Source organism: Paenibacillus cellulositrophicus (assembly GCF_009363095.1).
GTDB classification, from domain to species: domain Bacteria; phylum Bacillota; class Bacilli; order Paenibacillales; family Paenibacillaceae; genus Paenibacillus_AQ; species Paenibacillus_AQ favisporus.
Genome location: NZ_CP045295.1, coordinates 2,957,897 through 2,984,164, shown reverse-complemented (window position 1 = coordinate 2,984,164; position 26,268 = coordinate 2,957,897). Strand labels below are relative to the sequence as shown.

20 protein-coding genes are annotated in these 26,268 nt (G+C 55.9%); 15 read left to right on the top strand and 5 right to left on the bottom strand.

What is annotated here, in order from left to right; all coding sequences use genetic code 11:
* The first annotated feature begins 31 nt into the window (after positions 1-31).
* The 9 genes from GCU45_RS13400 to GCU45_RS13365 all read left to right on the top strand — a co-directional run bounded on the left by GCU45_RS13400 (position 32) and on the right by GCU45_RS13365 (position 12,742).
* A complete protein-coding gene (locus GCU45_RS13400; RefSeq protein WP_152399308.1) occupies positions 32-1,651 on the top strand; it encodes a type 2 periplasmic-binding domain-containing protein in 1,620 nt (539 codons plus the stop codon).
* Between the two features lie 278 nt (positions 1,652-1,929).
* Positions 1,930-4,230 (top strand): glycoside hydrolase family 3 N-terminal domain-containing protein, encoded by a 2,301-nt coding sequence (locus tag GCU45_RS13395; protein WP_425281278.1) that lies wholly within the window; start codon positions 1,930-1,932, stop codon positions 4,228-4,230.
* Positions 4,231-4,283: 53 nt separating this feature from the next.
* A complete protein-coding gene (locus GCU45_RS33780; protein ID WP_167527131.1) occupies positions 4,284-4,421 on the top strand; it encodes a hypothetical protein in 138 nt (45 codons plus the stop codon).
* A gap of 210 nt (positions 4,422-4,631) precedes the next feature.
* Positions 4,632-5,264 (top strand): TetR/AcrR family transcriptional regulator, encoded by a 633-nt coding sequence (locus GCU45_RS34395; RefSeq protein WP_152399306.1) that lies wholly within the window; start codon positions 4,632-4,634, stop codon positions 5,262-5,264.
* A 47-nt stretch (positions 5,265-5,311) separates the two neighbouring features.
* Entirely contained in the window at positions 5,312-6,793 is a 1,482-nt protein-coding gene (locus tag GCU45_RS13385) for a DHA2 family efflux MFS transporter permease subunit (protein ID WP_152399305.1), read from the top strand.
* Between the two features lie 205 nt (positions 6,794-6,998).
* Positions 6,999-7,562: an NADPH-dependent FMN reductase gene (locus GCU45_RS13380; RefSeq protein ID WP_145950330.1), complete on the top strand. Its 564-nt coding sequence runs from the start codon at positions 6,999-7,001 to the stop codon at positions 7,560-7,562.
* A gap of 479 nt (positions 7,563-8,041) precedes the next feature.
* Complete coding sequence (locus GCU45_RS13375) at positions 8,042-9,352, top strand: hemolysin family protein (protein ID WP_152399304.1); 1,311 nt, start codon at positions 8,042-8,044, stop codon at positions 9,350-9,352.
* Between the two features lie 2 nt (positions 9,353-9,354).
* Entirely contained in the window at positions 9,355-10,530 is a 1,176-nt protein-coding gene (locus tag GCU45_RS13370) for an AI-2E family transporter (protein WP_152399303.1), read from the top strand.
* 256 nt (positions 10,531-10,786) lie between these two features.
* Positions 10,787-12,742, top strand: a complete 1,956-nt coding sequence (locus tag GCU45_RS13365; protein ID WP_152399302.1) for an ATP-dependent DNA helicase — start codon at positions 10,787-10,789, stop codon at positions 12,740-12,742.
* 184 nt (positions 12,743-12,926) lie between these two features.
* Here the strand turns inward: GCU45_RS13365 and GCU45_RS13360 are convergent, their stop codons facing one another.
* Positions 12,927-14,198 (bottom strand): serpin family protein, encoded by a 1,272-nt coding sequence (locus GCU45_RS13360; protein ID WP_152399301.1) that lies wholly within the window; start codon positions 14,196-14,198, stop codon positions 12,927-12,929.
* 309 nt (positions 14,199-14,507) lie between these two features.
* Between GCU45_RS13360 and GCU45_RS13355 the strand changes: the two genes are divergently transcribed.
* Genes GCU45_RS13355 through GCU45_RS13345 form a run of 3 tightly spaced genes read left to right on the top strand, consistent with a single transcriptional unit; the run spans position 14,508 to position 16,958 of the window.
* Entirely contained in the window at positions 14,508-14,981 is a 474-nt protein-coding gene (locus tag GCU45_RS13355) for a MarR family winged helix-turn-helix transcriptional regulator (RefSeq protein ID WP_152399300.1), read from the top strand.
* 21 nt (positions 14,982-15,002) lie between these two features.
* A complete protein-coding gene (locus GCU45_RS13350; protein WP_244364554.1) occupies positions 15,003-16,421 on the top strand; it encodes an FAD-binding oxidoreductase in 1,419 nt (472 codons plus the stop codon).
* 3 nt (positions 16,422-16,424) lie between these two features.
* Positions 16,425-16,958 (top strand): MFS transporter, encoded by a 534-nt coding sequence (locus GCU45_RS13345; RefSeq protein ID WP_152399298.1) that lies wholly within the window; start codon positions 16,425-16,427, stop codon positions 16,956-16,958.
* A 3-nt stretch (positions 16,959-16,961) separates the two neighbouring features.
* Here GCU45_RS13345 and GCU45_RS13340 read toward each other — a convergent pair whose 3' ends face one another.
* A complete protein-coding gene (locus tag GCU45_RS13340; protein WP_145950337.1) occupies positions 16,962-17,696 on the bottom strand; it encodes a ZIP family metal transporter in 735 nt (244 codons plus the stop codon).
* 240 nt (positions 17,697-17,936) lie between these two features.
* On the bottom strand, positions 17,937-18,692 hold the full coding sequence (locus GCU45_RS13335) for a peptidylprolyl isomerase (RefSeq protein WP_152399297.1): 756 nt from the start codon (positions 18,690-18,692) through the stop codon (positions 17,937-17,939).
* 190 nt (positions 18,693-18,882) lie between these two features.
* Here GCU45_RS13335 and GCU45_RS13330 point away from each other — a divergent pair, with 190 nt between their 5' ends.
* A complete protein-coding gene (locus GCU45_RS13330) occupies positions 18,883-19,812 on the top strand; it encodes a hypothetical protein (RefSeq protein WP_152399296.1) in 930 nt (309 codons plus the stop codon).
* Between the two features lie 142 nt (positions 19,813-19,954).
* On the opposite strand, the gene GCU45_RS13325 is transcribed toward GCU45_RS13330, so the two are convergent.
* Together GCU45_RS13325 and GCU45_RS13320 are read right to left on the bottom strand one after the other, a co-directional pair.
* On the bottom strand, positions 19,955-20,242 hold the full coding sequence (locus GCU45_RS13325) for a hypothetical protein (RefSeq protein WP_076175948.1): 288 nt from the start codon (positions 20,240-20,242) through the stop codon (positions 19,955-19,957).
* A gap of 130 nt (positions 20,243-20,372) precedes the next feature.
* Complete coding sequence (locus GCU45_RS13320) at positions 20,373-21,695, bottom strand: ArsB/NhaD family transporter (RefSeq protein ID WP_341874558.1); 1,323 nt, start codon at positions 21,693-21,695, stop codon at positions 20,373-20,375.
* Positions 21,696-22,042: 347 nt separating this feature from the next.
* On the opposite strand from GCU45_RS13320, the gene GCU45_RS13315 reads away from it, so the two are divergent.
* Together GCU45_RS13315 and GCU45_RS13310 are read left to right on the top strand one after the other, a co-directional pair.
* A complete protein-coding gene (locus GCU45_RS13315) occupies positions 22,043-23,740 on the top strand; it encodes a glycoside hydrolase family 13 protein (RefSeq protein ID WP_152399294.1) in 1,698 nt (565 codons plus the stop codon).
* 488 nt (positions 23,741-24,228) lie between these two features.
* Positions 24,229-26,223, top strand: a complete 1,995-nt coding sequence (locus GCU45_RS13310) for an endonuclease MutS2 (RefSeq protein WP_152399293.1) — start codon at positions 24,229-24,231, stop codon at positions 26,221-26,223.
* Positions 26,224-26,268: the final 45 nt, after the last annotated feature.

The window sequence follows — 26,268 nt, the reverse complement described above, 5'->3', positions numbered from 1 at the left end:
GATCAATAACTTTAAAAGGGGAGTTGTTGTCATGAAAAATCTTCGCAAAGCATCATCCATTCTGCTCTGCCTGACGATTTCCGCCAGCCTGCTTGCAGCCTGCGGATCTTCTAAGGGAGACGGAGGAAGCGGATCCGCATCATCCGATAGTTCGGCGACCGTGGAGGGAGTCAAGAAGGAAGGCTTTCCGATCGTGGATAAGCCGCTCACGCTGAAAGTCATGTCCCAGGACGCGGGCGTGGCCGACTGGAACAAAATGCCCGTGCTGCAAGAGATGGAGAAATTGTCGGGCATCCATCTGGAATACCAGCTTTCGCCGATCGACAGCTTTGAAACGAAGAAGAATCTGATGTTCGCCAGCGGCGATCTGCCGGATATGCTGTATGCGGCTGACCTGAAGCCGTCGGAGCAGGTGACGTACGGAACCCAGGGCGTCCTGATTCCGCTCGAAAAGTACATCGATGAAGGCTATGCGCCGAACATCAAGAAAATTCTCGACGAGCATCCGGATGTACGCAAGTCGTTTACGACGCCTGACGGACATATGTATGCCCTGCCGTTTATCGATACGGCCGCCGTATGGTACCGCAGCCCGATGTGGTATAACGGCAAGTTCCTGAAGGCGCTGAACGTAACCGAGCTGCCGAAGACGACCGACGAGCTGTACACGCTGCTGAAACGCTTTAAGGATGAAGATCCGAACGGCAACGGCAAGAAGGATGAAATTCCGCTGACTTCGGTTAAGCTGGATGATTTGCGGATGTATTTCTTCGGATTCTGGGGCATGTATGACGAGAAGATTTACGCAGACAAGGACGGCAAAGTACACTACTCCCCTCAAGAAGAAGGCTACAAGGGTTACTTGACCTTCATGAACAAACTGTGGAAGGAAGACTTACTGGATCACGAGACGTTCTCGCAGACGGCCGACCAGAAAAAGGCCAAAGGACAAAACAACCAGATCGGCCTGTTTAACGACTACTTCCCTTACTTCACGCTGGGCGGCGAGCCAAGCTCGGACAACCCGCTCATGACACCGGTTGCCAGCGAAATTGCGGGAACGCCGGTTTACGGCAAACATCCGGGCATGTCGGCTAATGGCACGTTTGCGATCACAAGCAAGGACCCGGCGCCGGAAGCGACGATGCGCTGGATCGACTATCTGTACAGCTATGAGGGTTCGACGCTGTTTAACCAAGGACCGGAAGGCGTGCTGTGGAAGTACAAAGACAAGGATAACCACGTTAAAGAATGGCTGCCGGTACCGGGCGGCGGCGACCGCGAAGAATATCGCGGCAAAATTACACCGAACTTCGGCATTTTGACGCCGGGCGTCAACGATCCGGAAGTGACCAAAGGCCTCAGATCTGAGTTCGACGACTGGATTGACAAGGAGAATGCGGAGAAGCTGACGCCAATCGGCAAATCGCCGTTCCCGAACGTCTATCTGACGAACGAACAGCAGAGCGAAGCGTCCGCCTTGATGTCCGACCTCGATACCTACGTGCAGCAGATGGAAGCGAAGTTCATTACCGGACAGGAGCCGCTTTCCAACTGGGATAAATACGTGGCGCAAGTGAAAAAGATGGGGTCTGACCGCATCGTGGAACTGTACCAAGCCGCATACGACCAGTGGAATACCGGCAAATAAGCCGATTCATACCATGTGCAAGGAGCCAACATATCCCGGCCGCGAGGCCGGGGGTTGGCTAATTGTCATTTAAGACGGGACGAGGCAACTTGCCCCCATCATCCATTTCAATGTTCAACTTATATAAATACATAAAAAACCGAAGCATTTCTGGAAGAAGGCCAATGAGGCGCTGCAGCTGCGACCCAACGATTCCGTTTACGGGTTCGCCGCAGCCCTTGGTAACCGTTCGGAACCCAGAGGGTGCAGCGGGATCAAGGGATATGGAGGGAGATCCAGTGAGTTATCAAGATTCTGCTTTGAGCAGCGAGGCGAGGGCGGAGCATCTGCTCAGCCTCATGACGCTGGAGGAAAAGGTCGGGCAGCTTGTGCAGCTGTTCGGCTGGAAAACGTACCGGCGGGAGGAAAACGGCGTCGCGCTGGACGAAGCGTTCAAGGAGGCCGCTGAGCGAGGCGGCATCGGTTCGCTGTACGGCGTGTTACGGGCCGACCCGTGGACGGAAGTGACTCTGGCGACAGGACTGTCGCCAAAGGAAGGCGCGGAGACGATCAACGCGATCCAGCGGTACGCGATAGAGCACTCGCGCCTCGGCATCCCGATCCTGTTCGGGGAGGAGTGCTCGCACGGTCATATGGCAATCGGGGCGACCGTGTTTCCGGTGCCGCTGACGCTGGCCAGCATGTGGAACCCGGAGCTGTATGAGGAGATCTGCCGGGCGATCGCCCTGGAGACGCGCAGCCAGGGCGGAGCGGCCACGTATTCCCCGGTGCTCGACGTCGTCCGGGACCCCCGGTGGGGACGGACGGAGGAGACGTACGGGGAAGATCCGTGGATCGCTTCCGTGATGGCGGAAGCGGCGGTGCGGGGGCTGCAGGGCAACCGGCTGGACGCCGACGACAGCGTCATTGCGACGCTGAAGCATTTTGCCGGCTACGGCAGCTCGGAAGGCGGACGCAACAGCGCGCCGGTTCATATGGGGCTGCGCGAGCTGCACGAGGTGGACCTTCGGCCGTTCAAGGCGGCGGTCCGGGCCGGTGCGAAATCGGTCATGACCGCGTACAATGAAATCGACGGCGTGCCGTGCACCTCCGATAAATATCTGCTTACAGACCTGCTGCGCAAGGAGTGGGGCTTCGACGGATTCGTCATTACCGATTGCGGTGCCATCAACATGCTGGTGTGGGGGCATGACACGGCGGCCGACCCGCAGGAGGCATCCGCCATGGCGGTGAACGCCGGCGTGGATATGGAAATGTCCGGCGACATGTTCCGTGCGCACCTGGCAGCGGCTGTGCAGAGCGGGCGTATCGAGATGCAGACACTGGACCAAGCGGTATTTCGCGTACTGAAGGCGAAGTTCGAACTGGGGCTGTTCGAGCAGCCTTACGTCGACCCGGAACGGGCAGCCTGCGTCATCGGCAGCAAGGAGCACATCCGGCTCGCCCGCCAGGCTGCCGTCGAAGGCATCGTCCTGCTGAAGAATCAGGGAGACACGCTGCCGCTGTCCAAGGAGTCGGAGACGGTCGCAGTCATCGGCCCGAATGCCGACAACGTGTACAATCAGCTTGGAGACTATACCTCTCCGCAGCCGCGGGAGCAGGTGTCGACCGTGCTGGACGGCATCCGGGCCAAGCTGGCGCATGCGCCGGAGCGGGTGCTGTACGCGCCGGGCTGCAGGGTCAAGGATGACAGCCGGGAAGGCTTCGACCTGGCGCTGAAGACGGCTGCCGCCGCGGACACGATCGTGCTCGTGCTCGGCGGGTCGAGCGCGCGCGATTTCGGCGAAGGCACGATCGACCTGCGCACGGGTGCGTCGGTCGTGACGGACCGCCCGCACAGCGACATGGACTGCGGCGAGGGCATCGACCGCTCCACACTGGGCCTGTCCGGCGTGCAGCGGGAGCTGGCGGAGGAGCTGGCCAAGCTCGGGAAGCCGCTGGTCGTGGTGTACATCAACGGCCGGCCGGTCGCGGAGCCGTGGATCGACGAGCATGCCGACGCCATCCTGGAGGCATGGTACCCGGGGCAGGAGGGCGGCCACGCGATCGCCGATATCGTATTCGGCGACGAGAACCCTTCCGGCCGGCTGCCGGTCTCCGTTCCGAAGCATGTCGGCCAGCTGCCGGTCCGCTATAACAGCAAGCGTACGACCGGGCGGCGCTACCTGGAGACGGATTTGGAGCCGGCCTATCCCTTCGGGTTCGGGCTCAGCTACACCGAGTTCGAGTATGGCCCGGTGACCGTCTCGCCGGCGGAAATCACGCCGGAAGGGCGGGCGGAGGCTGCAGTAACGGTGACCAACACCGGCAGCCGGGCCGGAGCGGAAACGGTCCAGCTGTACATCTCCGACAAGGTCAGCACAGTGACACGGCCGAAGAAGGAGCTGAAAGGCTTCGCCAAGATTTGGCTGCAGCCCGGTGAGACGAAGACGGTTACGTTCGGGATCGGGCACGAAGAACTGTCCTTCATTGACCGTGATCTGAATCCGGTTGTCGAAGCCGGCGAGTTTGAAATTCAGATCGGCCGGCATGCCCAAGACGTCCAGTCCGCTGTACTGACAGTCCGGGAACAAAAGTAAGGCCGCGGAAAACAAGCCCTTGTTTTCTGGATGACCCGGCCAAGCTCGCAGAAGTGCCGAGCCGGATCGCGTCGCGGCTGAACGGAAGCCGCCGGTTCCGGCTGGAGCTTCAGGCCGATGAAGGCGGGATTGCGCTGTATGGCCGGAATGTCGGCCGTTATCCGCTGGATATCGTGATCCACTGCCAATAACGCAATCACTTAATAAAGCAATCACACAGATGAAATAGTCGGGAGGCCTGTCAGCATGATGCTGCCGGGCCTTTTTTTGTACCCGAGATCCCCGGTGCATCCTTATGTATTTTTTTACAGATAAATATTGACAAAGGGGGCGGCCGAGAGTAAATTAAACAACGTATTAAACACTGTTTAAATTTGCTGTATGACAGGAGAGGGGGGCAGGTGAAAGAACCGATGAAGGAAGACACCGCAGGGCATACCTCAGGAACCGACACCAAACACGACATATTAAAAGCCACCATCGAGCTGATTCGGGATGAAGGCATTGAGTGTGCCACTTTGCGCCGGATCGCGACCAAGGCGGACGCCAACCTCGCGCTGGTCAATTATCACTTCGGCTCGAAGGAAAAGCTGATCACCCAGGCGATCCGTTCCCTTGTGCTGACGTTCGAGGACGTGTTTAACGCGCTGGAGGACGACAAGATGCCGGCGAGGGAAAGACTGAAGCAGTTCTTTTACCGCTATGTCCGCCATCTTCAGGAATACCCGGGGCTGGTGAGACAGATGATCGATCAGACCCGCGTTATTTTCGAGTCGCAGCATGAGTACTCGCATTATTGCAAGGTGATGAAGACCCGGCGGCTGATCGGGACGGTCCGGGAAATTACCGGTGAGGAAGACGACGATAACATCCGGAAGATGCTGATGCAGCTGTACGGGGCGATTTTTTTCCCGGTCATCATGAAGTCCTTTCTGGCCGAAGGCGACGAGGATATGGCCTCAACCATCCATATCGCGCCGCTTGAAGAGCAGATTGACACGTTGTTTGAGCACTATTTTCACCAATACAGCTAGAGTGGAACGAGAAACCAAACTATATATAGAAATGAGTGGAGAGATTTATGTCTAAAACCTTGGCGGGCAATCCCGCCGCAGAAGTTCCATTCTCGCTGAAAAAGATCATTCCGCCCATGCTGGCCATTATTGTCGGTATGATCATGGTCATTCTGGACAGCACCGTGGTCAACGTGGCGGTGCCGAACCTGGTGAGCTACTTTGACACCGACCTGAAGACCATTCAATGGGCGATTACCGGTTATACGTTGGCTCTATCGGCTGTTATTCCGCTGGCGGGGTGGATGACCGATAAATTTGGCTCTAAGCAGGTCTTCCTGGCCACCATCATTATGTTTGTCATCGGATCGGCACTCTGCTCCATGGCGCAGACGTCGACCCAGCTGATTATTTACCGCGTTATCCAAGGGCTTGGCGGGGGCATGGTCGCGCCGATCGGCATGGCGCTGGTCTTTAAGCTCGCTCCTCCGGAGCGCCGCGGCTCGATCATGGGTCTGCTCGGCATTCCGATGCTTCTCGCGCCGGCACTCGGCCCGATTCTGTCGGGCTGGCTGGTGGAGTATGTGAACTGGCACTGGATCTTCCTGATTAACGTTCCGATCGGGATCGTCGGCGTCATCCTGGGCGTGAAGTTTCTGCCGACAGCGGATCGGCAGCAGACCCCGCACCTCGATTTGATCGGCATGATTCTGGCTCCGATCGCCTTCGCCATGCTGGCTTACGGCGTCAATGAGGGAGGCAGCGTGAGCTGGTCCTCGACCGGCGCGTTGACCGGGCTCATCGTCGGCGGGGCTGCCCTGCTCATTTTTATCGCCGTGGAGCTTCGGCAGAAGAACCCGCTGCTGGAGCTGCGCGTCTTCGGCTCCTCGGATTTTACCCGGGGCATCATTCTCTCCTGGATCATGCAGGCGGCCTTGTTCGGCTCGATGCTGTTCGTTCCGCTGTACCTGCAGCAGATCCGCCAGTTTACGCCGCTGGAGACCGGCTTCATCCTGCTGCCGCAGGCGCTGGCTTCCGGGATCGGCATGCCGATCGGCGGGAAGTTCTTCGATAAATACGGCGCTCGTCCGGTGGCGATTATCGGCCTTCTCCTCATTTCGGCAGCGCTGTTCAGCCTGTCGCATATTACGGCCGACACGTCGCTGTGGAGTATCATGCCGCTGCTCTTCATGCTCGGATTCGGCATGGGCTTGTCGATGATGCCGCTCAATACCCACGTGCTGAACGCCGCACCGCGCAAGCTGGTGAACCGGGTGACGCCGCTGACCGCCGCTGCCCAGCAGGTCGTCGTGTCCTTTGCGGTTGCCGGCATGTCGGGCTACCTGATCAGCCGCACCACTGCTCACGCGAGCCATGGAGGCAACCCGCTGAACGCTGCTGTGCAGGGTTTTGACGATGTGTTCTTCCTGGCCTCCTGCTTTGCGATTGTCGGCGTGGTGCTGTGCCTCATTCTGCGCAGACCGAAGCCGGCCGCCGCGGATGCCACAGACGGAAGCCAGCCGGATCCGTCGCTGATGATCAGCCACTGATCGGCAAATCATCGGATACATGTCTATATGGGAACCCGGAATCCTTCTTGATGGAGAGAGGCCGGGTTCCCTCTTTTTTGGAAAAATTTGATGTTCACCCGTCGAATTCTGTCGTATCATGAAGCTAGGGCCCTTTACGGGCACGGAGCGTGCTGCCATATCCCTTACTTACTTCTATACTTACGATAAAAAGGAGAAATCGATCATGTCTGAACGTTTTCATATCGTGGGGATTTCCGGAAGTCTCCGCAAGCATTCCCACAATACACAGCTGCTTCATAACGCGGCAGCGCTCCTGCCGGAGGATTTTCGCTTCACGCTTGCCGATATTTCCGTACTTCCTTTATACAATCAGGATTTGGAAAGTGAACTGCCGGAAGCGGTGAAGCAGTTTGCTGAGCTGCTGCATTCGGGGAATGGCTTTTTGATCAGCTCGCCGGAATATAACGGGCAGCTGTCAGGCGCGTTGAAGAATGCGCTGGATTGGGCCTCAAGACCGGCCCTTCAAACGCCGCTGGCCCAGAAACCGGTAGCGCTTATGGGCGCCACGCCGGGCATGGGTGGTACGGGCAGAGCCCAGGTTGGTATACGCTCACTTTTGTTTGCGCTCAACATGGATTCGGTGAACCGGCCGGAATTTCTGCTCCCACAATCGCATACCAAATTTGACGAGTCCGGTGCGCTGACGGACCCGATGGCCCAGCAGATTATGCAGCAGCTCGTGGACAATTTGGTCACCAAAATCAAGAAGCATGCCAACGAACAGTAAGTAAAGCCAGCCGGCCTTGCACGTTGATTGCAAGCAAGCTGATATCGGCCTATTCCCGGTCAGCCTTCCCGTTCAACGGGGCTTCGGGTTTCTACGCTGCGGTAAGCATGGGGAACGAAATAGTTAACAACGGGCTGCTGACAAAGGCCTGTCCAACAAGGGATATGGATGAATCGCTTTCGTGCACGCCGTAGGGGCGTCCGCTTACAGGGCGGGAAAGGCTTCGGTACACGGGGAGCGCCGTGATGGTTGGAGCCTTTTGTTTTTTTAGGAGTCGCTTGAAACCTGAACCCGGGCTTCTGCGTATTACCTAGTTATCCAGCATTTTGCGATGAACCTGTTTCAGCGGGCCGCTACATGGTAAATGAGTGGGAGGGCATAGTTCTGCCCCGTTTGCTGCCTTAGCGGCAGAAGGTGAAGCTTCCTGCAGAATGCCGGATGGAATCATCGAGACTACTTTATAAGGAGAAGATGTAGAAGTGGAAAGTGACAGGTATGTGTTAAATTTGGTTTTGGTTGCATTACTGATCGGTTTGTCGGCCTTTTTCGTTGCGGTAGAGTTTGCCGTGATCCGTGTGCGGGGAAGCCGGGTCGATCAGCTGATCGCCGAAGGGCGCAAGGGCGCAAAGGCTGTGAAGAAGGTTATCGACAATCTGGACGGATATTTGTCCGCGTGCCAGCTCGGGATTACGATTACATCACTCTGTCTTGGTTTCCTCGGGGAGCCGACCGTAGAGAAGATTCTTACCCCGGTGTTTGAGAAATGGCATATGCCTGAAGCGTTAGGCCATTTTCTGTCTCTGCTGATTGCCTTTACGGTCATTACGTACCTGCACGTCGTTATTGGCGAATTGGCGCCGAAAACAGTGGCCATCCGCAAAGCGGAGACCGTTGCCCTGCTGACGGCGACACCCATTATCTGGTTTAACAAAATCATGTACCCGTTCATTTGGCTGCTGAATGGATCGGCGAACCAGCTGGTCCGATTGTTTGGCGTAAAGCCCGCTTCCGAGCATGAGGAGGCCCACTCCGAGGAGGAGCTTCAGATTATTCTGAGCGAGAGCCATGAGAGTGGAAAAATCAACGATAACGAATTCGGTTATGTCAGCCGGATTTTCGCGTTCGACAACATGCTGGCTAAGGAAATTATGGTACCGCGTACGGACATGATCTGTTTGGACAAAGACAAGTCGCGGTCTGAAAATATGAAAATTATTAAAGAACAGCAGTACTCCAGGTTTCCGCTTATCGACGGAAGCAAGGATAATGTTATCGGCATCATTAATACGAAGCAATTTTTTCTGGCATATGAAGAAAACGAAGAGCTGGATGTGGCGAACCTGATCCATCCGGTGATGGCGGTATCCGAAGTGACACCGGTCAATGTGCTGCTGCAGCGGATGCAGAAGGAAGCGACGCACATGGCGATTCTGATCGATGAATACGGCGGAACTTCCGGTCTTGTCACGATCGAGGACATTATTGAAGAGATCGTCGGCGAAATTCGCGACGAGTTCGACAAGGACGAAGTGGAGGACGTCCAGGAGATCGGCGAGCAGCATCTGATTGTGGACGGCAAAGTATCAATTTCAATGATCAATGATTATTTCTTTATGGATCTGGATACAAAGGAATGGGATACGATCGGCGGCTGGCTGTACAGCCAGATCAGCGAAATGGCGGAAGGCGAGACGTTCGTGTACGAAGGAACGGCCTTCACCCTACTGGAGCGGGATCATAACCGCTACTGCCGCATCGAAATCAAGAAGATCAAGATGAGTGAGGAATAAATATGGACAATCCGGTGAATTGGGCAAGCCGTTTTAAGCGGTTTTTACTAAATAACAGATTTGTATTGTTTATGCTGGTGCTGCTGCTCCTGGGACTGAATATTCTGGTTCTCACCAAGATTTCATTCGTATTCGAGCCGGTGATCGTCCTGGTCAAAACCGTCGTGCTGCCGCTCATTCTCGCCGGAATTGCGTATTATTTGCTCAATCCGATTGTGGATTTTATGGAAAAGCGGAAGGTGAAGCGCCTGCACACCATTCTGCTGCTGTACGTCTTCATTATCGGCATGCTTGCCGCGCTCGTGACACTGGTCATCCCGGTCATTCGGGAGCAGATCATGGATTTGGTGAACAATTTCCCGGGCTACGCCGAGGTTGCCCGCATCAAGGTCGAAGAGCTGATGGGAAGCAATCTGGTCAGCAAGCTGCAGGAGAACGTGTTGTTCGATCCGCAGGAGCTGATGAAAACCGTCTCGGAGAAAGGTTCGGAATTTCTGAACCGCACCTGGACGGGGCTTGGCGGATTCGTGGGCGGGCTGATTGAAGTAGTTCTGGCCGTCGTGACACTGCCGTTCATTCTGTTCTACCTGCTGAAGGACGGCAAAAGGCTGCCGGGTTACATTTTACACTTTGTGCCGACGCGGCTGCGCGGGGAAACCTCGCGGGTCATGAAAGAAATGAACCATCAGATCAGTTCTTATATCCGCGGGCAGATCATCGTCAGCTGCTGCATCGGGTTGCTGCTGTTTGCCGGGTATATCATTATCGGCTTGAAGTATTCGCTGATTCTGGCGATCATCGCTGCATGCACCAGCGTCGTCCCGTATTTGGGACCGGCGATCGCCATTACGCCGGCACTCATCGTTGCGGTCGTCACCTCGCCGATTATGCTGCTCAAGATGGTGATCGTCTGGACCGTCGTCCAGCTCATCGAAGGGAAGTTCATTTCCCCGCAAATTATGGGCAAGACGCTGAAAATTCATCCGATCACGATTATCTTCGTCATTTTGACGAGCGGCAACTTGTTTGGCGTCGTCGGCATTCTGCTTGCGGTGCCGGGATATGCCGTGCTGAAGGTCGTCGTATCCCATTTGTACCGCTGGTTTCGGGTGCGCTCGGGGCTTTACGAGCCCGAATGCCCGCCGGCAGTTGCAGCGGGCGACTCCAGGGAGCCGTGATGGCGAGAGCCGCTCGAGAGCCGCTATAGAGAAAATCGAGTTTTGCTGCAGATGACGCACGTCATAAGGCGTGGAACGACTTTGCTTGCCTAATCAAGAAATTGGCCGTCCCCCGGATGAATGGGTCCGAAGGGGGCGGCTTTAATTTTTGACCGCCCCATTGTAATTCGGGAGGGAGCATGTGATAATGGGTTGTTCGCCTTCCCGAAAGTGGGGGCGGCTGCATTTATGAGTAGCTTGGAGGGAACCAAAAGACGTGAAGCGGTATCCTTTTACGTATGATCCAAAGCGGCCTTTCGTTCAGCAAGCAGGCGAATGGGTCGCCGATGTGTTTTATGATGTGCTGCCGGAAGCGGGATTTGAAATCCGCGACGAGCAGATTTATATGGCTTTTCAGCTGGAGAAGGCTTTTGCCGAGAAGAAAACGATATTTGCCGAGGCGGGGGTCGGGACGGGCAAGACGCTGGTGTACTTGCTCTATTCCGTATGCTACGCGCGGTATACCCGCAGACCCGCGGTTATCGCCTGCGCCGACGAATCGCTGATCGAGCAGCTGGTGAAGCCGGAGGGAGATATTGCGAAATTGGCCCGCCACCTTGGGCTTCACATTGATGCCCGGCTGGGCAAGTCGCCCGACCAGTACCTGTGCCTGCGCAAACTGGACGACGTCCGGCTGCGGGACGAAGAAGGGGTGCGCTGGGACGACTTGGCCGCCGGCCTGCCGGATTTCGTGTATTCTACCGCGCCGATGCAGTCCTTTCATGCTTACGGGGACCGGAAGGGATACCCGGAGTTAACCGATGAGGAATGGAGCCGGATTAACTGGGATCCGTTCCAGGACTGCTTCACCTGCGACCGCCGCCACCGCTGCGGCCAGACGCTGTCGCGGGATCACTACCGCCAGGCGGCGGACCTGATCATCTGCTCGCATGATTATTACATGGAGCATGTATGGACTTACGAGGGCCGGAAGCGGGAGGGGCAGCTGCCCCTGCTGCCGGAGCACTGCGCCGTCGTCTTCGACGAAGGGCATCTGCTCGAATCGGCCGCCATGAAGGCCCTCAGCTACAAAATGAAGCATGTCGTGTTTGAGGAACTCATCACGAGGCTGCTTCAGGGCGAGATCCGCGAATCGCTGGCGGTGCTGATCGACGAGGCGATCGTGCAGAGCGAAGCGATGTTCGCGGCATTCGGCCGGCAGAGCCGCAGCGTGGACGGCTCCGACCGGAAGGAAATCGTGCTGGACGGCGCGCTGCTCACCGAGGTGCACCGGTTCCGCTCGCTCCTCACCTCGATCGAGGAGGAGCTCGTGTTTGAGAGCGAGCTGTATACGCTGAACGAGTACGAGCTCCGGATCGTGGAGGAGCACCTGGAAATGATGCAGAAGGCGCTCCATCTGTTCGAGCGCTCCGAGGCGCTGATCTGCTGGGCTGTCGACGGACCGGACGGGCTGACGCTGTCGATCATGCCGAGAACGGTCAAGGAGGTACTGCAGGAGCAGGTGTTTGGCGCGAAGATGCCGATCGTGTTCTCCTCAGCCACCTTATCGGTTCAGGGCTCGTTCGATTACGTGGCGGACAGCCTTGGCATTGAGAGTTTTCTCTCCTTCTCCGTACCGTCCCCGTACGATTACGCGGATCAGATGAAGGTTCTGACCCCGGCGGACTCCAGGTCGACGGACGATTTTAACGGCAAGCTGGAAGCCGCCGCCCGCCTTCTTCGCGAATCCGGGGGCCGGGCACTGATCCTGTTCAACGGTAGGGAGGAGCTGCGGCGGTTTAAGCAGGAGCTGGCCGCAGGCACGGTCGAGGTGCCCGACGTTCCGTTTTACTTCGAAGGGGACCAGGAGATCAGCCATCTGATCTCCGCCTTCCAGCGCGAGGAGACCAGCGTGTTGTGCGCGGTCAGCTTGTGGGAGGGACTGGACGTGCCCGGACCGGCGCTCTCGAACGTGATCGTCTGGTCGCTGCCGTTCCCGCCGCATGATCCGGTGTTTACGGCCAAGCGCAAAGAATCGGCAGCGCCATTCGAAGAGGTGGACATGCCGTATATGCTGCTTCGGCTCCGCCAGGGCATCGGCCGGCTGATCCGCTCCCGCGAGGACCGGGGCGTCGTCGCCATCTTGGGCGAAGAGCTTGCCGGCAGCACGCCCGTACGGGAGCAAGTGCTGGCGGTGCTGCCCGAAGGCTTGACGCTGCAGACGTTGTCTTAACCTGCCGAGTCTTAGCCGGGTTCAAAGTCGCTCAGGAAACGCCAGTTGCCTCATGTTGTTGATCCCATTAATTTTTCATGATATTGATTGAACTAAAGTTTTGCAGGTGAACCCACTGCCTAAGTTAAAAGCCAACCCTATCCTATTTAGGAAGGGGTTGGCTTTTTTGTTGTGCGCGAGCCGGTCATTCGGGATCGTTCACCGAGCCGATAAACAGCCAGGCCTTGGTCTGTGTGTCCTCAATTGCCAGGAAGAACGGCCGGTTCACCGTCATTTCGTGAATTTTTACCGGCATAGAGCCGGATTCTTCGGTGATGACCGTTGCCGCAGCAGCCTCGGTTCCCTTTTCGTTTACGTCGAGCACCATCCGGTGCAGAACCTTGGACAGGAAGAGGGGGCGAATGTCGGCCATATGGGAAAAATCGGCAGCATCCGGCTGGAAGGCCTGCTTCATGCCGAGCCGGATTAGCGGATCATTCAAGTCGCTGCCGTACTCGGCCTTGAACCGGGGCAGCCCAAGCTGCACGGATGCTTCGTCAAAGGGCTGCTGCCACGGAGCGGGGTCTGCCCAGATCTGCTGCTCCAATTGGTCCAGCGAAGAGCTGGCGGCGGGCAGGATGACCAGCATATCCATGCGGCCGTCTCCGTAAGGAAGGCGGACGGCCTGCCAATCGGGGGTCTCCTTGTACGGCAGCATGTTGGCGGTATGCATCATCGGCAGCGTCCGGACGCTGCCGTCAGCCAGTGTAAACGGTTCGTCTTTTGTGTATTCCGGATTGAACGGATCGGTCCATGTTCCGTTGAAATAAATCGCGTTGGCCAGCACTGCAATGGTCGTTGGCGACAGCGGCTGCCCCAGCATTTTCTCGATTTTGCCCTCGGTTTCCTTGCTGATCCAGCGGTTGATCGTCTTCACGGACTTGTCGGAAGCGAAATCGACCTCCTGAACCTCGGCCCCGTAGCTCTCCTTGCCTGCCTGGATAAAAGAGTCCTTGAACGGAACGCCCTGCTGATGCCAGATCGCATTGGCGATGTTCAGCCGGACGCCGGAATCTTCCCCTTCCAGCAGCCTGGACAAAATGGCGTTCCCCTCGTTCATTTCGTTAAGCGGCATGTCCTTCAGCCCCAATACGGAGGCCATTTCGCGTGCCGTCGTGCCGGCGCTGCCGTTGTATGCAATGGACAGGGCCGTCCAGATGCTGTAGGGGGAGAGAAGGACATTGTCTCCGGCTTCGGCCTGCCCGGTTAGTTCGCGGTGGAGCTGCAGCCCCAGGCGATTGTGGGCGGAGATGAGGGCAGGATCGATTTTGCCTGCCTCCTGCTTCCGGGCCGTTAGCGAGATCGGAGGAGTCGGATTGCTGCGTTGGTCCCGGCTGCCGTCTTCCTGCTTCGAGCATGCTGTTAATGCCAGCAGGAGCAGGGCGAGCAGCAGCGGCAGCGTTTTGGTCTTTGGCATGGATGGTTAGCCTCCTTATCGATGGAATCAGGTGTGAAGACGAGGGTGATTTTCGCGTCGAGGAGAAAATGGTACTCTTTCGTGTTCCTTATGTTGTAACCCTTTGCGCTAAAAAGTGGAAAAAATCGGCGTTACCTACCAGACGTTTCCGGGCCGGCGGAAGTTGCGCCCAAAGCCCATTTCATGATGGAAGCGGTGCCACTTCCCGGAATTTGATTCACGCATCTCGGGAACGGTATAATGAGAATGCTTTGAAGTCAATCTAACTGACCAATTTATTCCTTTAAGACAGCAAGGAGTTGTACAACCATGTCCAAAACGTTCCCATATAATCAAGATTTGGCTTCCCTGTTATCGCTCTCCTTCAGCGCGATGAACCAGGAGCTTCATAACCGCCTGAAGGAGGCGGGGTTCGGCGATGTGCGGCCGGCGCACAGCTTTTTGTTCCAGGGCTTGATGCCGGATGGGGCGACGGCCAAGACGCTCGTAGCGCACCTGGGCATATCGAAGCAGGCCGTCAGTCAAATGCTCGACTACCTGGAAGAGTGCGGCTATGTCGCGCGCAAGCCCCACCCTTCCGACGGCCGGGGCAAGATGGTCGTCCTGACCGAACGCGGCTGGTCGCTGGTACGGACGAAGGAGAACATCTACAAAGAGATTGAGCAGCGCTGGGCCCGGATGATCGGAAGCGACCATATGAAGATGCTGCAGCAGGATTTGAAGCACATTATCGAAAACGTCAACGAAGAGGATCTACAGCACCCACTGCGCCCTGTATGGTAGGCGATGGCGAAGAGGGGAGCGGTGCTGCTGCTGTTAGTCATTCTTTGCGTGTATGAATATATCCGCACCGATACGCCGGACCAGAACCCTTATCTCATTACCGACTACAGCCGGCTTCATCCCGTTAAGGTTGACAGGGTGGTCAAAGGCAAGGAGGAGGAGCAGCTGGTCCGGCTGCTTCAGGAGGCAAAGGAGAAGCACCTTACCGTATCCATTGCGGGCCAGCGTCACAGTCAGGGAGGGCATACCTATTATAAGGACGGGATTGTCATCGATATGACCGATTATAATCAGGTCCTGTCGGTCGATCCGGATCAGCGGCAAATCCGTGTACAGGCGGGGGCCACGTGGGAGAAGGTCCAGAAGGCCGTTAATCCGTACCATTTGTCCGTGAAGACGATGCAGTCGCAAAATATATTTACCGTCGGCGGCTCCATTAGCGTAAATGCGCATGGACGCGACATCCGAAGCGGCTCCCTGATTGGCAGCGTGGATTCGTTTCGGCTGCTGACCGCAGACGGTCAAATCCGCAGTGTCAGCAGAGAAGAGAACCCGGAATTATTTCGGCTGGCGCTCGGCGGGTACGGCCTGTTCGGCATGATCCTGGATGTGACGCTGAATTTGACGGAAGATGAAGCTTACCGGATGGAGAATGAGGCGATAAAGGTTGAGGATTACAGCCGGTATTTTCAGGAGAATGTACTTGGCGATCCCGATGTGAGAATGCATATTGCTAGAATTTCAGTTGCCCCGGACCGTTTCTTGACGGACATGTATGCGATCAATTATACGGCAGATTCTGCGCTTCCGCTGGAAGATTACGATAAGCTCCGGACACGCGAGCAGGGCGTCATTCCTAGCAAAATGATGTTCAGTCTGAACCGGAGCAGCGATTGGGGAAAGAACGCGTTCTGGTCTTTGCAGAAGCTGTACTTTACCAAGCAGCAAAATAAGGCGATCAGCCGAAACAATGCCATGCGCTCCGAGAGCGAATTTATGGAATACGGCCAGCCCGGTGCGAATGATCTGCTGCAGGAGTATTTTATTCCGGTGGATCAATTTGCGGATTTCGTTCACGGGATGAAAGATATCGTGCGCGATCACAAGCTTAATTTGCTGAATATTACCGTCCGTTATGTCGAGGAGGATCGCGAAGCCGTTCTCTCCTATGCCCAAGAAGACATGTTTGCCCTTGTATGCCTGTTTCACGTACCGTTATCTGAGCAAGGGCAGGTGCAAGTAAGGGAAGGAATCCGGGATCTGATCGATGAAGTGGAGTATAAGGGTGGAACCTATTATCTGCCTTATGCGGCATACCCTACGGTCGAGCAGTTTAGACGGGCCTATCCTGGGTACGACGATTTTTTTCGGAAAAAGGATGAGTACGATCCACAGCACCTTTTTATGAACTATTTTTATGAACAATACAAAGGGGAGTAGGCCATGAACATGAGGTGGCTGATCCGTTCCCAAAGCTTGGTGACGCTTGCTTCCGGCATGATTTATCCTTATTATCTCTTGTTTCTGAAAAATCTGGGCAACAGCTATGCCAAATACGGACTGGCTTTTGCCGTGTTTACAATCAGCTCCGCGGCGTTCTCCCAATGGCTGGCCCCAAGGATCGACCACAGCGGACACCGGGTGCTGCTCGTCAGCTCCCTTGGCATGATGCTGGCGATGCTGGCATTCCCCTGGGTCGAATCTTATGCGTGGGTACTGTTGCTCCAACTGGTCATGGGGTGCTGCAGTGCGATGCAAAAGATGAGCGAACGCCTGCTGCTTGCCGATCATACAGTCCAAGGGGAGCGGGGGCCTGTGATTGGTTCTTATCATTTCTGGACCTCAGCCGCATCCGGCTTCGCCGTCATTCTCGGCGGTTACCTGATCGACTGGCTGACGATCGACGCCTTATTTTATGCCAGTGCCGTCATGTATGGAATCAGTGCCTGGGCGGTTTGGAAAATGCGAAAGCCATGACGCTTAACCGAGCAAATGCGTCATGGCAATCATGGAGAGCAGGCCGAAAATAAAAGAAAAGGTCGAAGCCCGCTCGTTGCCGTCCCCGTGGCTCTCCGGGATGAGCTCTTTATATACGACGAACAGCATGGCGCCAGCGGCAAAAGCCAATCCGTACGGGACGATACCGGCGAAGGAAGCGGTAAATTTCAGCCCGGCCCAGCAGGAGAGGAACTCCAGCCCGCCCGTAAGCGCGGCGAGAAGGAAGGCGTACCGCCTTCGCATGCCGTGGGTAACGAGGTAGAGCGCGGTCAGAAAGCCTTCGGGGATGTTTTGCAGGCCGATGCTCAGCGCGACGATCGTCCCCACCTCCTGGTCGGGACTGCCGTAGCTGACGCCGACCGACAGCCCTTCGGGTAAATTGTGCAGCGCCATGGCCGACAGAAACATCCAGGATCCCGTCTGCGTGCTGTCGCTCCGCTTGATATCATGGGCCGGGTCCGTGTGCGGGATGAGCAGCTCCATCAGGGTCAAGGTCACCGTACCAAGGAGGATGCCAATCGTCAGCACCCATAGGTTCGACAGCTTGAGGGATGACGGAATCAGCCCGTACGTCGAAGCGGCGACCATGATGCCTGCCGTGAAAGCGAGCAGGCTGTCTCTGCCCCGGTGGCTGATATTCGAAAACAGCAGGGCGGGAAGGGCTCCCGCCGCCGTACATAGGGAAGTCGCGAGGCTTCCCAGAATCATTGCGTTCACATAGTCCTCCTGCTGCCAGCGGCTGAGATGTTATGGTTTCCCCCGGGTTCATACCGGTGAACCTCCGCAGCCGTCGGGCTTGTTCTTATTTAATTTACAATATGAACAAGCCTGCTGAAGCATGACCTGGACAGGAGATTTATGCGCGGTCAAACAAAGAACCGTCCACCCTCAGGGGCGAACGGTTCTTTGTTGTATCATGATGTGCTGCGCCGTACAAGCGTGCGGCTTCGCACTGGTTTATTTCTCAGTAATCGTGACGCCGTCGATCGTAACTTTCTCGGTCGGGGTGCTTTCCTCGCCGCTAGGTCCGACGGTGACCGGTGTTTTGGCGATCTTCATCACGACATCCATACCCTTTGTAACTTTACCGAAAATGGTGTAGTTCGGCTGTTGGTTCAAATAATCGCTGTCCGCACCGGTACAGATAAAGAACTGGCTGCCGTTCGTATCCGGTCCGGCGTTGGCCATGGCGACGATGCCCGGCTCGTATTTATACTTCGTTTTCTCATCCTCGAAAGAGTATCCTGGTCCGCCGGAGCCTGTTCCGGTCGGGTCACCGGTCTGTACCATGAACGATTCGATGATCCGGTGGAAAATGACCCCGTTGTAAAAGCCTTCCTTGGACAGGAATACGAAGTTGTTGACCGTCTTCGGTGCGTCCTTGGCGAACAGCTCGATCGTAAACGTGCCTTTGGACGTTTTGACTTCAGCCTCGTACTTTTTGTTCTGGTCGATCTGCATAGCAGGCGGGCTTGTCCAGCTCTTCTGCTGCTGACCGGAAGCCGAGGTCGAGCTGTCCGTGGAGGAATCCGATCCTGTCGTACCGGACGATGACGAATTGCCGGAAGTCTGGTCCGTCGTCTGCTCTGTCGTTTGTCCTCCGGATGTGTCTTTCGACGCGTCCTCGTCGCTGTTTTTCTTGCCGCATCCGCCAAGCGCAAGCGCCGCTGTCAGCACGAGCACGAGCGGAAGCGTGAATGTCTTCAGTTTCATGAAATTGAGGTTCACTCCTTTGTGCAATCTGGTTTAATCATAGCGATTTTTGCGGATAAAATCCACTTTGGCAGCAGCTGGATCACGTAAGGCTTTTGCTGCATGCTGAACTTTCCATGAAACTTCGCGGCATGCTATGACGTTTATTACATATAACAACAGATCGCAGACTGGAAACGGAGGGAACGTTATGTTTGAAGAAGCCAACCGTCAGTTGACCAAGCTGAAAGAGGACATCCGGAACAAAACGAAGTATGAAAACCGGATGCAGGGACTGTCGCGGGAGCTGAGAGAGCAGCAGGACGAAGCCGAGCGCTGGAAGCTCAGGCTGGCCGATGAGGAGAAGGACGTGGAGCGCCTGGCGGGGACTTCGCTCTCCGGTTTGTTTTACAGCATGATCGGCCGGAAAGAGGAGAAGCTGGAGCGGGAGCAGCTGGAAGTGCTGGAGGTCAAGGCGAAATACGATATGGCTGCCCGCAGCGTAGTTGATATCCAAAACGAACTGCAGGAGCTGGAGCGGAAGTTCCAGGAGGTTCGTTACGCGGAGTTTGAATATGAGAAGATTCTGGACGAGAAAGAAAAAGTGATTTTACAGAACAACGCCGAGCTGGCGGGACTCGCCGAAGAACAGGCCGACCTGTCGGTCCAGCTCAAGGAATTGAAAGAAGCGGTGCGTGCGGGCGAGGCCGTACTGGAGGACCTGGAACGGGCGGATGACAGTTTGGGCTCGGCCGGGAATTGGGGCACCTACGACATGCTCGGCGGCGGCATGATCTCCACGCATATGAAGCACAGCCATATTGACGAGGCGATGGAGCACATTGAATCAGCGCAGTTCAGCCTGCGCCGGTTCGGCAAAGAGCTGAAGGATGTGCAGATGGCGCTGGATATCGAAATCGGGATCGGGAGCTTTCTGAAATTTTCTGATTATTTCTTCGATGGCTTTATATCCGACTGGCTCGTGCAGGGGAGAATCCGGGATACCCAGGACGAGGTGCAAGAGAAAATATCCGAGGTGGAGCGGATTGTCCGCCGATTAGAGGGGGAGTATTCACGCCTCGATACCCGGCTGGCGGATACGAAGCGGAAATACGAGTCGATCATTGAGTTGGCGGAGTAGCATCACGCCCTGTAAAAGAGCGCTATGTTGAACGAAACATCATAAGCGCGTGAAAAGAAGCCGCCGGTCTCTGCTCGAAAGGAGCAAGCCGGGCGGCTTCTCATTTGACTAACAGCGAACGCACCGCCAGCGGGCAGAGGCCCTAAGGCGAAGGCTTCCACTCCACGCTTTGCAGCAGCTGATGCTTCATCAGCGCCAGCACGAAGTCCACGTAGTATTCCTTCCGTACGATCGCACCGTACTCGTGATTTTTATAGACATAAAACAAGGCGTCCGTGTAGATATCATTGTCCTCGAAAAAGCGCCTGATCTGCTTGAGCCGAGCCAGATAAGGCTCTTCCTGCAGCAGCCGGATGCGGAACTCTGCGTCCTGCTCATTGACGCTTTCCGTAATCTGAATGATGCTCGGGTCGTAACGATACTCCAGCATAAGTTGATCCTCCTTCGCACGTGTCAATTTGCGCTGCTTCCAGGGGCTGTCATGTCCTTGCCTAGAAGAATCAGTGCCACCAGCTGCCCCCAATCTGCAGCAACACCATCGCCCCCATTGCCTTCGGCCGCTACATCAAATACCGAAGATACACGTATGCGCTGGCCAGAACGATGGACAGCAGCATCATCGGAAAACCGAGCTTCAGAAACTGGGCGAACTTGATCGGATATCCTTCCTTGGCGGCCATGCCAGCCACGATCAGGTTGGCGCTCGCACCGATCAGGGAGCCGTTGCCTCCCAAGCAGGCGCCCAGAGCCAAGCTCCACCACACCGGCTCCAAATTGCTGATGCCGAGGCTGCCCATGTCCTGGATCATCGGGATCATGGTCGCGACAAACGGAATGTTGTCGATAAAAGCGGACGCGATCGCGCTCATCCACAGGATAAGCATCGACGTTGCCGCGACATCACCGCCGGTGAGATCGGTAGCCTTTTCCGCCAGGGTGGCGATGACCCCTGTTTCGATCAGGCCGGCCACCAGCACGAACAATCCCACGAAGAAAAAGATTGTCGGCCATTCGACCTTGGCAAAAGCCTCCTCCAGCATATGCTCGCCTGTCAGCAGAAGCAGCAGGAAAGCACCGGCGAGGGCGACGGTGGCCGACTCAAGGTGAACCAGCTGGTGAAGGAAGAAGCCGATGATCGTCAGACCCATCACCGTCAGGCATTTGATCAGGAGCTTGCGGTCGGTGAGCAGCTCTTTTTCATCCAGATCCATAATGCTCTGCATCAGTTCCGGCGTCGTCTTGATCTGCTTGCGGAACATGAGAATGAATAGCGGAATAAATACGGCGAGAATGATCACCGCAATGGGCGTCAAGTTATTGATAAAGGCGACAAAAGTCAGCTCCTTCACCGCGCTGCCGATCATAATGTTGGGCGGGTCGCCGATCAGGGTGGCGGTACCGCCGACGTTGGACGCCATGATCTGGGTGATCAGAAACGGTGTCGGGTTAACCCGCAGCTGCCGGGTAATGCTGAGCGTGACGGGCACCATAAGCAGAACGGTGGTCACGTTGTCGAGAAACGCCGATCCGATTGCGGTAATCAGAATCAGCGCGACCATGATGGCGACGGGCCGGCCCTTGGCCTTTTTCGCTGCCCATACGGCAATGAATTTGAATAATCCCGTCTCTGCTGTGATATTGACGATGATCATCATGCCGACGAGCAGGCCGAGCGTGTTGAAATCGATATGATGAATCGCGGTTTCCTGGCTCACGATGCCGAATATGACCATGAGCGCACCGCCGATCATCGCCACGATCGTCCGGTGAATTTTTTCCGCGATAATAAATGCGTAAACTATGAGAAAAATACCAATAGCCAGTATTGCTTGGTGTTCCATAGCGTGCCTCCCCATCCTGTATATGTGCGAATCCTGAATCATGCAGCCCGGGTTTGGTTTCTTTGAGTAGAGATTTCCATGCCGTATAGCGTATCCAGATCTCAACATTTTTTACCGGGACTTTAAAATCAACGCGTCTATCCTCCTTTACATCAGGATGGAGGAGTGCATGGCGGACCCGCACAACGAATGAGAGGGAAAAAAAGACAAAAGGAGCCCGCACATGGCAGGCTCCTCCAATTGAATTCTATTTGATTGAAATGTAAAAACTTGCTCTCATTCTGAAAGGTAAACCGGAAATCGGTTTACAATAATTATAAAGTGTTCGCGCGATCTTGTAAACAACCGTCGGATATCCGGCACAAAATGGAGCACGTAAGGAGCAGGTTATGAACAAAAAATGGTGGAAAGAAGCCGTAGTGTATCAAATCTATCCGATCAGCTTCCTCGACACGAACGGTGACGGCAAGGGGGATCTGCTCGGTATTATATCGAGACTGGATTACTTGAAGGACCTGGGGGTCGACGTGATCTGGATCTGCCCGATCTACAAGTCCCCCAATCACGATAACGGATACGATATCAGCGACTACTGCGACATTATGGACGAGTTCGGCACGATGGAGGAGTTTGACCGCCTGCTGCGGGAGGCGCATGCGCGCGGTCTCAAAATCATGATGGATCTGGTCCTGAACCATACCTCGGACGAGCATCCATGGTTTGTCGAGTCGCGGTCGAGCAAGGATAATCCGAAACGGGATTTTTATATATGGCGCAAAGGCAAAGACGGACATCCGCCGAACAACTGGGAGTCCTATTTCAGCGGCTCGGTCTGGGAATACGACGAGAAGACAGGCGAGTATTATCTCCATCTGTACTCCAAGCACCAGCCGGACCTGAACTGGGAAAATCAGAAGGTGATCGACAGCATGCATGAAATGGTGGAATGGTGGCTCAAAAAAGGCGTGGACGGCTTCCGGTTCGACGCAATCGCGCATATTGTCAAGGCGGTCGGCCTGCCGGACGGGGACAACCCGGACCAGCTGCCGACGGTGCGCGCGTATGAGCTGTTTTCCAACCTGGAAAATGTGCACACCCTGCTGAGCAACCTGTATGAACGGGTACTGTTCCACTACGACATCATGACCGTCGGCGAGACGTCGGGTCTGGGTCCGGAGCAGGCGCTCAGCTATGTCGGGGATACGCGCAACGAGCTGAACATGGTGTTCCAGTTCGAGCATATGCAGCTCGATGCGGGTTCTTCTGGCTCCGGCAAGTGGGATATTCGTCCCTGGAACCTGCTTGAGCTGAAAAAGGTCATCAGCGGGTGGCAGACGGTGCTGCACGACAAGGGCTGGAACGCGAATTATTGGTGCAATCATGACCAGCCGAGATCGGTGTCCCGGTTCGGGGACGACCAGAAATACCGGGTGGAGTCGGCGAAGATGCTGGCGACCTTCCTGCACACGCTCGAAGGCACGCCGTATATTTACCAAGGCGAGGAGATCGGCATGACGAACATCGCCTTCGCCTCGATCGATGACTACCGTGACGTGGAAACACTGAATTACTATGAGGAGCAGCTGGATCAGGGCGTGCCCGAAGAGCAGGTCATGCAGGCGATTTGGAAAAAAAGCCGGGACAACGCCCGTACGCCGATGCAGTGGACCAATGGGGACCATGCAGGCTTTACACGGGGCACGCCGTGGATCGAGGTGAACTCGAACTATCCCCTGATTAATGTGGAGGATGCGATTAAGGATCCGAATTCGATCTACCATTACTATAAAAAGCTTATCGCCCTCCGCAAGCAGCATGAAGTGATCGTGTACGGCGAATACAAGCTGCTGCTTCCGCTCGACAAGGAGCTGTATGTGTATACCCGGACGCTGGAGGACCAGTGTCTCCTGGTCATCCTGAACTTTTTCGGAGGCGAGCCGGTGCTGAAGCTGCCGGCGGAGCTCGTGCCGGAGGCCAAGCAGCTGCTGATCTCCAACTACCCCGTCAAGGGGGAGGAGGATCTCGGGAATTTGAAGCTGCGGCCGTATGAAGCGAGAGTGTACCTCATGAAGACACCAGCCCCTTGACTTCATGGCGCAAACTTGGTAAATTTACCTCATCCTATAACAAGGGAGAGATTTTGATGACGGTGGTTGTTCTTAACTAATCAAACTCCATATCGACTGTATGACACGAAGACAGGCGAGGAATGCCCGGGAGGGCACTCTTTCTTTCAATGCGCCTCTTTGCAGAATGCGGTCTTGGAAATAGTTAAGAACACGCGAAGCATCAAACGACAATCCCTTGCGGACTGTTTGAAACCTTTGTGATCCGAATCGGTGGAGCGTTGGCCGCTCGACCGTTGTCATGCCGGATACGGGCCGCCGCCTAATGGGCGGCTGGCTCTCCGGCATACAGGACCGTGCTCTTTGCAGCACGGTTTTTTTGCGTACAGCAAAGGCAGCAGACAAAGGCAGTCCGGCAGACCAGGGGCAGGAATCGCATGCGCGTATTCTCTGCCCCTTTTTGCGTTGCCATAGGAAGATATAACAAGAAACAGGAGGATGAACTACCAATGGATCAAACGACGATGATCATGCTGGAATACGACAAAATGAAGGAAGCGTTGAGAGACTACGCGGTTTCGTATGAAGGACGCAGGCATATCGATGAATTGGAGCCGCTGACCACGGCCAGTGCAGTCCGCAGGGCGCTGGATGAGACGGCGGAAGCCAAGGCGCTGCTGGATAAAGGGGCCAGCGTCCCGCTGCCATCCCTGGAAGGGATTGACCGGATCGTCTCCCTGCTGCATACAGGGTACCTGTTCGACGAGCAGGATTTTACCGCGGTCCATACGTTTCTGCACAGCTGCGGGCAGCTGCGTAAGTACATGGCCGGGAAGCGCGACATCGCGCCGGGCATCAGCTCCTATGCTTCCTCGATGCAGGAGCTGGCGAAGCTGAAGAGCGAAATTGAGCGCTGCATCCGGTTTGGCCGGGTGGACGACCAAGCCAGCAAAAACCTGGAGCGCGTCCGCAAAAAGATCGCTATCGTGAAGGAGCGCATTCAGAAAAAGATCACCGCGATTCTGTCCAGGCACGGCTCGATTTTGCAGGGAAACCTGGTCAGCGTCCGGGGCGGCCGGTACGTCATTCCGGTCAAGCGGGAGTATCACAAAACGATCAAGGGCTCGGTGCTCGACCAATCGACGAGCGGGCAGACCGTCTTTGTGGAGCCGGAGGAGGTCGCCCATCTTCAAAGCGAACTTGGCATGCACGAAGCGGATGAGGCCCGGGAAGAAGGCATCGTGCTGAGCACGTTGACCGGTCTGCTTGAGGCGGCTTCGGCCGATTTGCTGCTGAACATCGATATCACGGGAACGTACGATTTTATTTTTGCCAAAGCAAAATACAGCCGCACCTTGGGCGGGAACAATGTTCTTCTTAGCGATAGCGGGCGCATCAAGGTAAGCGGAGCGCGGCATCCGTTCATGCTGAAGACGATGGTGCCGCTGCGGCTGGAGCTGGGCGGCGGTTACCGCTCGCTGATCATTACCGGGCCGAATACCGGCGGCAAGACGGTGGCGCTCAAGACGCTCGGGCTGCTCACCCTGATGGTGCAGTCGGGTCTGCTCGTGCCGGTGGAGGAAGGCAGCACGTTCACCGTATTCACTAAAGTGCTGTCGGCGATCGGGGACGGGCAGAGCATCGAGCAGTCGCTCAGCACCTTTTCCGCCCAGATTAAGCGCCTGATCGGGATGGTGGATGCGGCGGACCGCCATACCCTGCTGCTGATCGACGAGCTGGCGGCCGGAACGGATCCGGGGGAAGGGATGTCCCTGTCGATCGCCATTCTGGAAGAGCTCAGCAACAGAGGCGCCATGATCATGGTCACGACGCATTTTAACGAGCTGAAGACGTTTGCGGCACGGACGCCGGGCTTCCAGAATGCCCGGATGGAGTTCGATGTCGAGACGCTGGAGCCACTTTACCGGCTGACGATCGGGGAGGCGGGGCAGAGCTACGCGATTCAAATCGCCACAAAGCTGGGGATGACAGCAGGCATTATCGAGCGGTCGCAGGAAATTTTGCAGAGGCAGAAGCCACTGCCTGCCTTGCAGCCCGATGCAGCTGAGGAACATCCCATTGTTCAAACGGAGTCTGAGCAGAGGGAGGAGACAGCTCAGTCCTCCGACCCACTTGAAACCAACGAGGGCGATGGAGCAGGGAGCCGGGATCAGGCGGATGAGGATCAGGAGCAAGCATCGGCCGCGCCCGTGCGCAAGCTTGAGGTAGGAGACGCTGTCTATGTCAGCTCCTATGGGCGAACGGGCATCGTCTACGAGCCGGAGGACGCCATGGGCATGGTAGGGGTCATGATCCAGAAGGAGAAGATCCGGATCAACCAGAAACGGCTCAAGCTGTTCATCGAGAAGAGCGAACTGTACCCTGAGGACTACGATTTCGACATTATTTTTGAGTCCAAGGAGAACCGGAAGAAGAGCAAGCTGATGAACCGCAAGCATGTCGAGGGGCTGTCCATCATTCGCGATTCCGACTCAAAGCCCTAAATTGTGAATCGAGTTAAGGAAGAAAAAAATGTTAAAAAAAGCGGA

Coding starts and splice junctions, on each gene's coding strand:
- GCU45_RS13385 (WP_152399305.1), top strand. CDS start 5,312: ATGTCTAAAACCTTGGCGGGCAATCCCGCCGCAGAAGTTCCATTCTCG.
- GCU45_RS13320 (WP_341874558.1), bottom strand. CDS start 21,695: ATGATTCAGGATTCGCACATATACAGGATGGGGAGGCACGCTATGGAA.
- GCU45_RS13360 (WP_152399301.1), bottom strand. CDS start 14,198: ATGCCAAAGACCAAAACGCTGCCGCTGCTGCTCGCCCTGCTCCTGCTG.
- GCU45_RS13355 (WP_152399300.1), top strand. CDS start 14,508: ATGTCCAAAACGTTCCCATATAATCAAGATTTGGCTTCCCTGTTATCG.
- GCU45_RS13345 (WP_152399298.1), top strand. CDS start 16,425: ATGAACATGAGGTGGCTGATCCGTTCCCAAAGCTTGGTGACGCTTGCT.
- GCU45_RS13335 (WP_152399297.1), bottom strand. CDS start 18,692: ATGAAACTGAAGACATTCACGCTTCCGCTCGTGCTCGTGCTGACAGCG.
- GCU45_RS13330 (WP_152399296.1), top strand. CDS start 18,883: ATGTTTGAAGAAGCCAACCGTCAGTTGACCAAGCTGAAAGAGGACATC.
- GCU45_RS13325 (WP_076175948.1), bottom strand. CDS start 20,242: ATGCTGGAGTATCGTTACGACCCGAGCATCATTCAGATTACGGAAAGC.
- GCU45_RS13400 (WP_152399308.1), top strand. CDS start 32: ATGAAAAATCTTCGCAAAGCATCATCCATTCTGCTCTGCCTGACGATT.
- GCU45_RS13370 (WP_152399303.1), top strand. CDS start 9,355: ATGGACAATCCGGTGAATTGGGCAAGCCGTTTTAAGCGGTTTTTACTA.
- GCU45_RS13310 (WP_152399293.1), top strand. CDS start 24,229: ATGGATCAAACGACGATGATCATGCTGGAATACGACAAAATGAAGGAA.
- GCU45_RS13315 (WP_152399294.1), top strand. CDS start 22,043: ATGAACAAAAAATGGTGGAAAGAAGCCGTAGTGTATCAAATCTATCCG.
- GCU45_RS13380 (WP_145950330.1), top strand. CDS start 6,999: ATGTCTGAACGTTTTCATATCGTGGGGATTTCCGGAAGTCTCCGCAAG.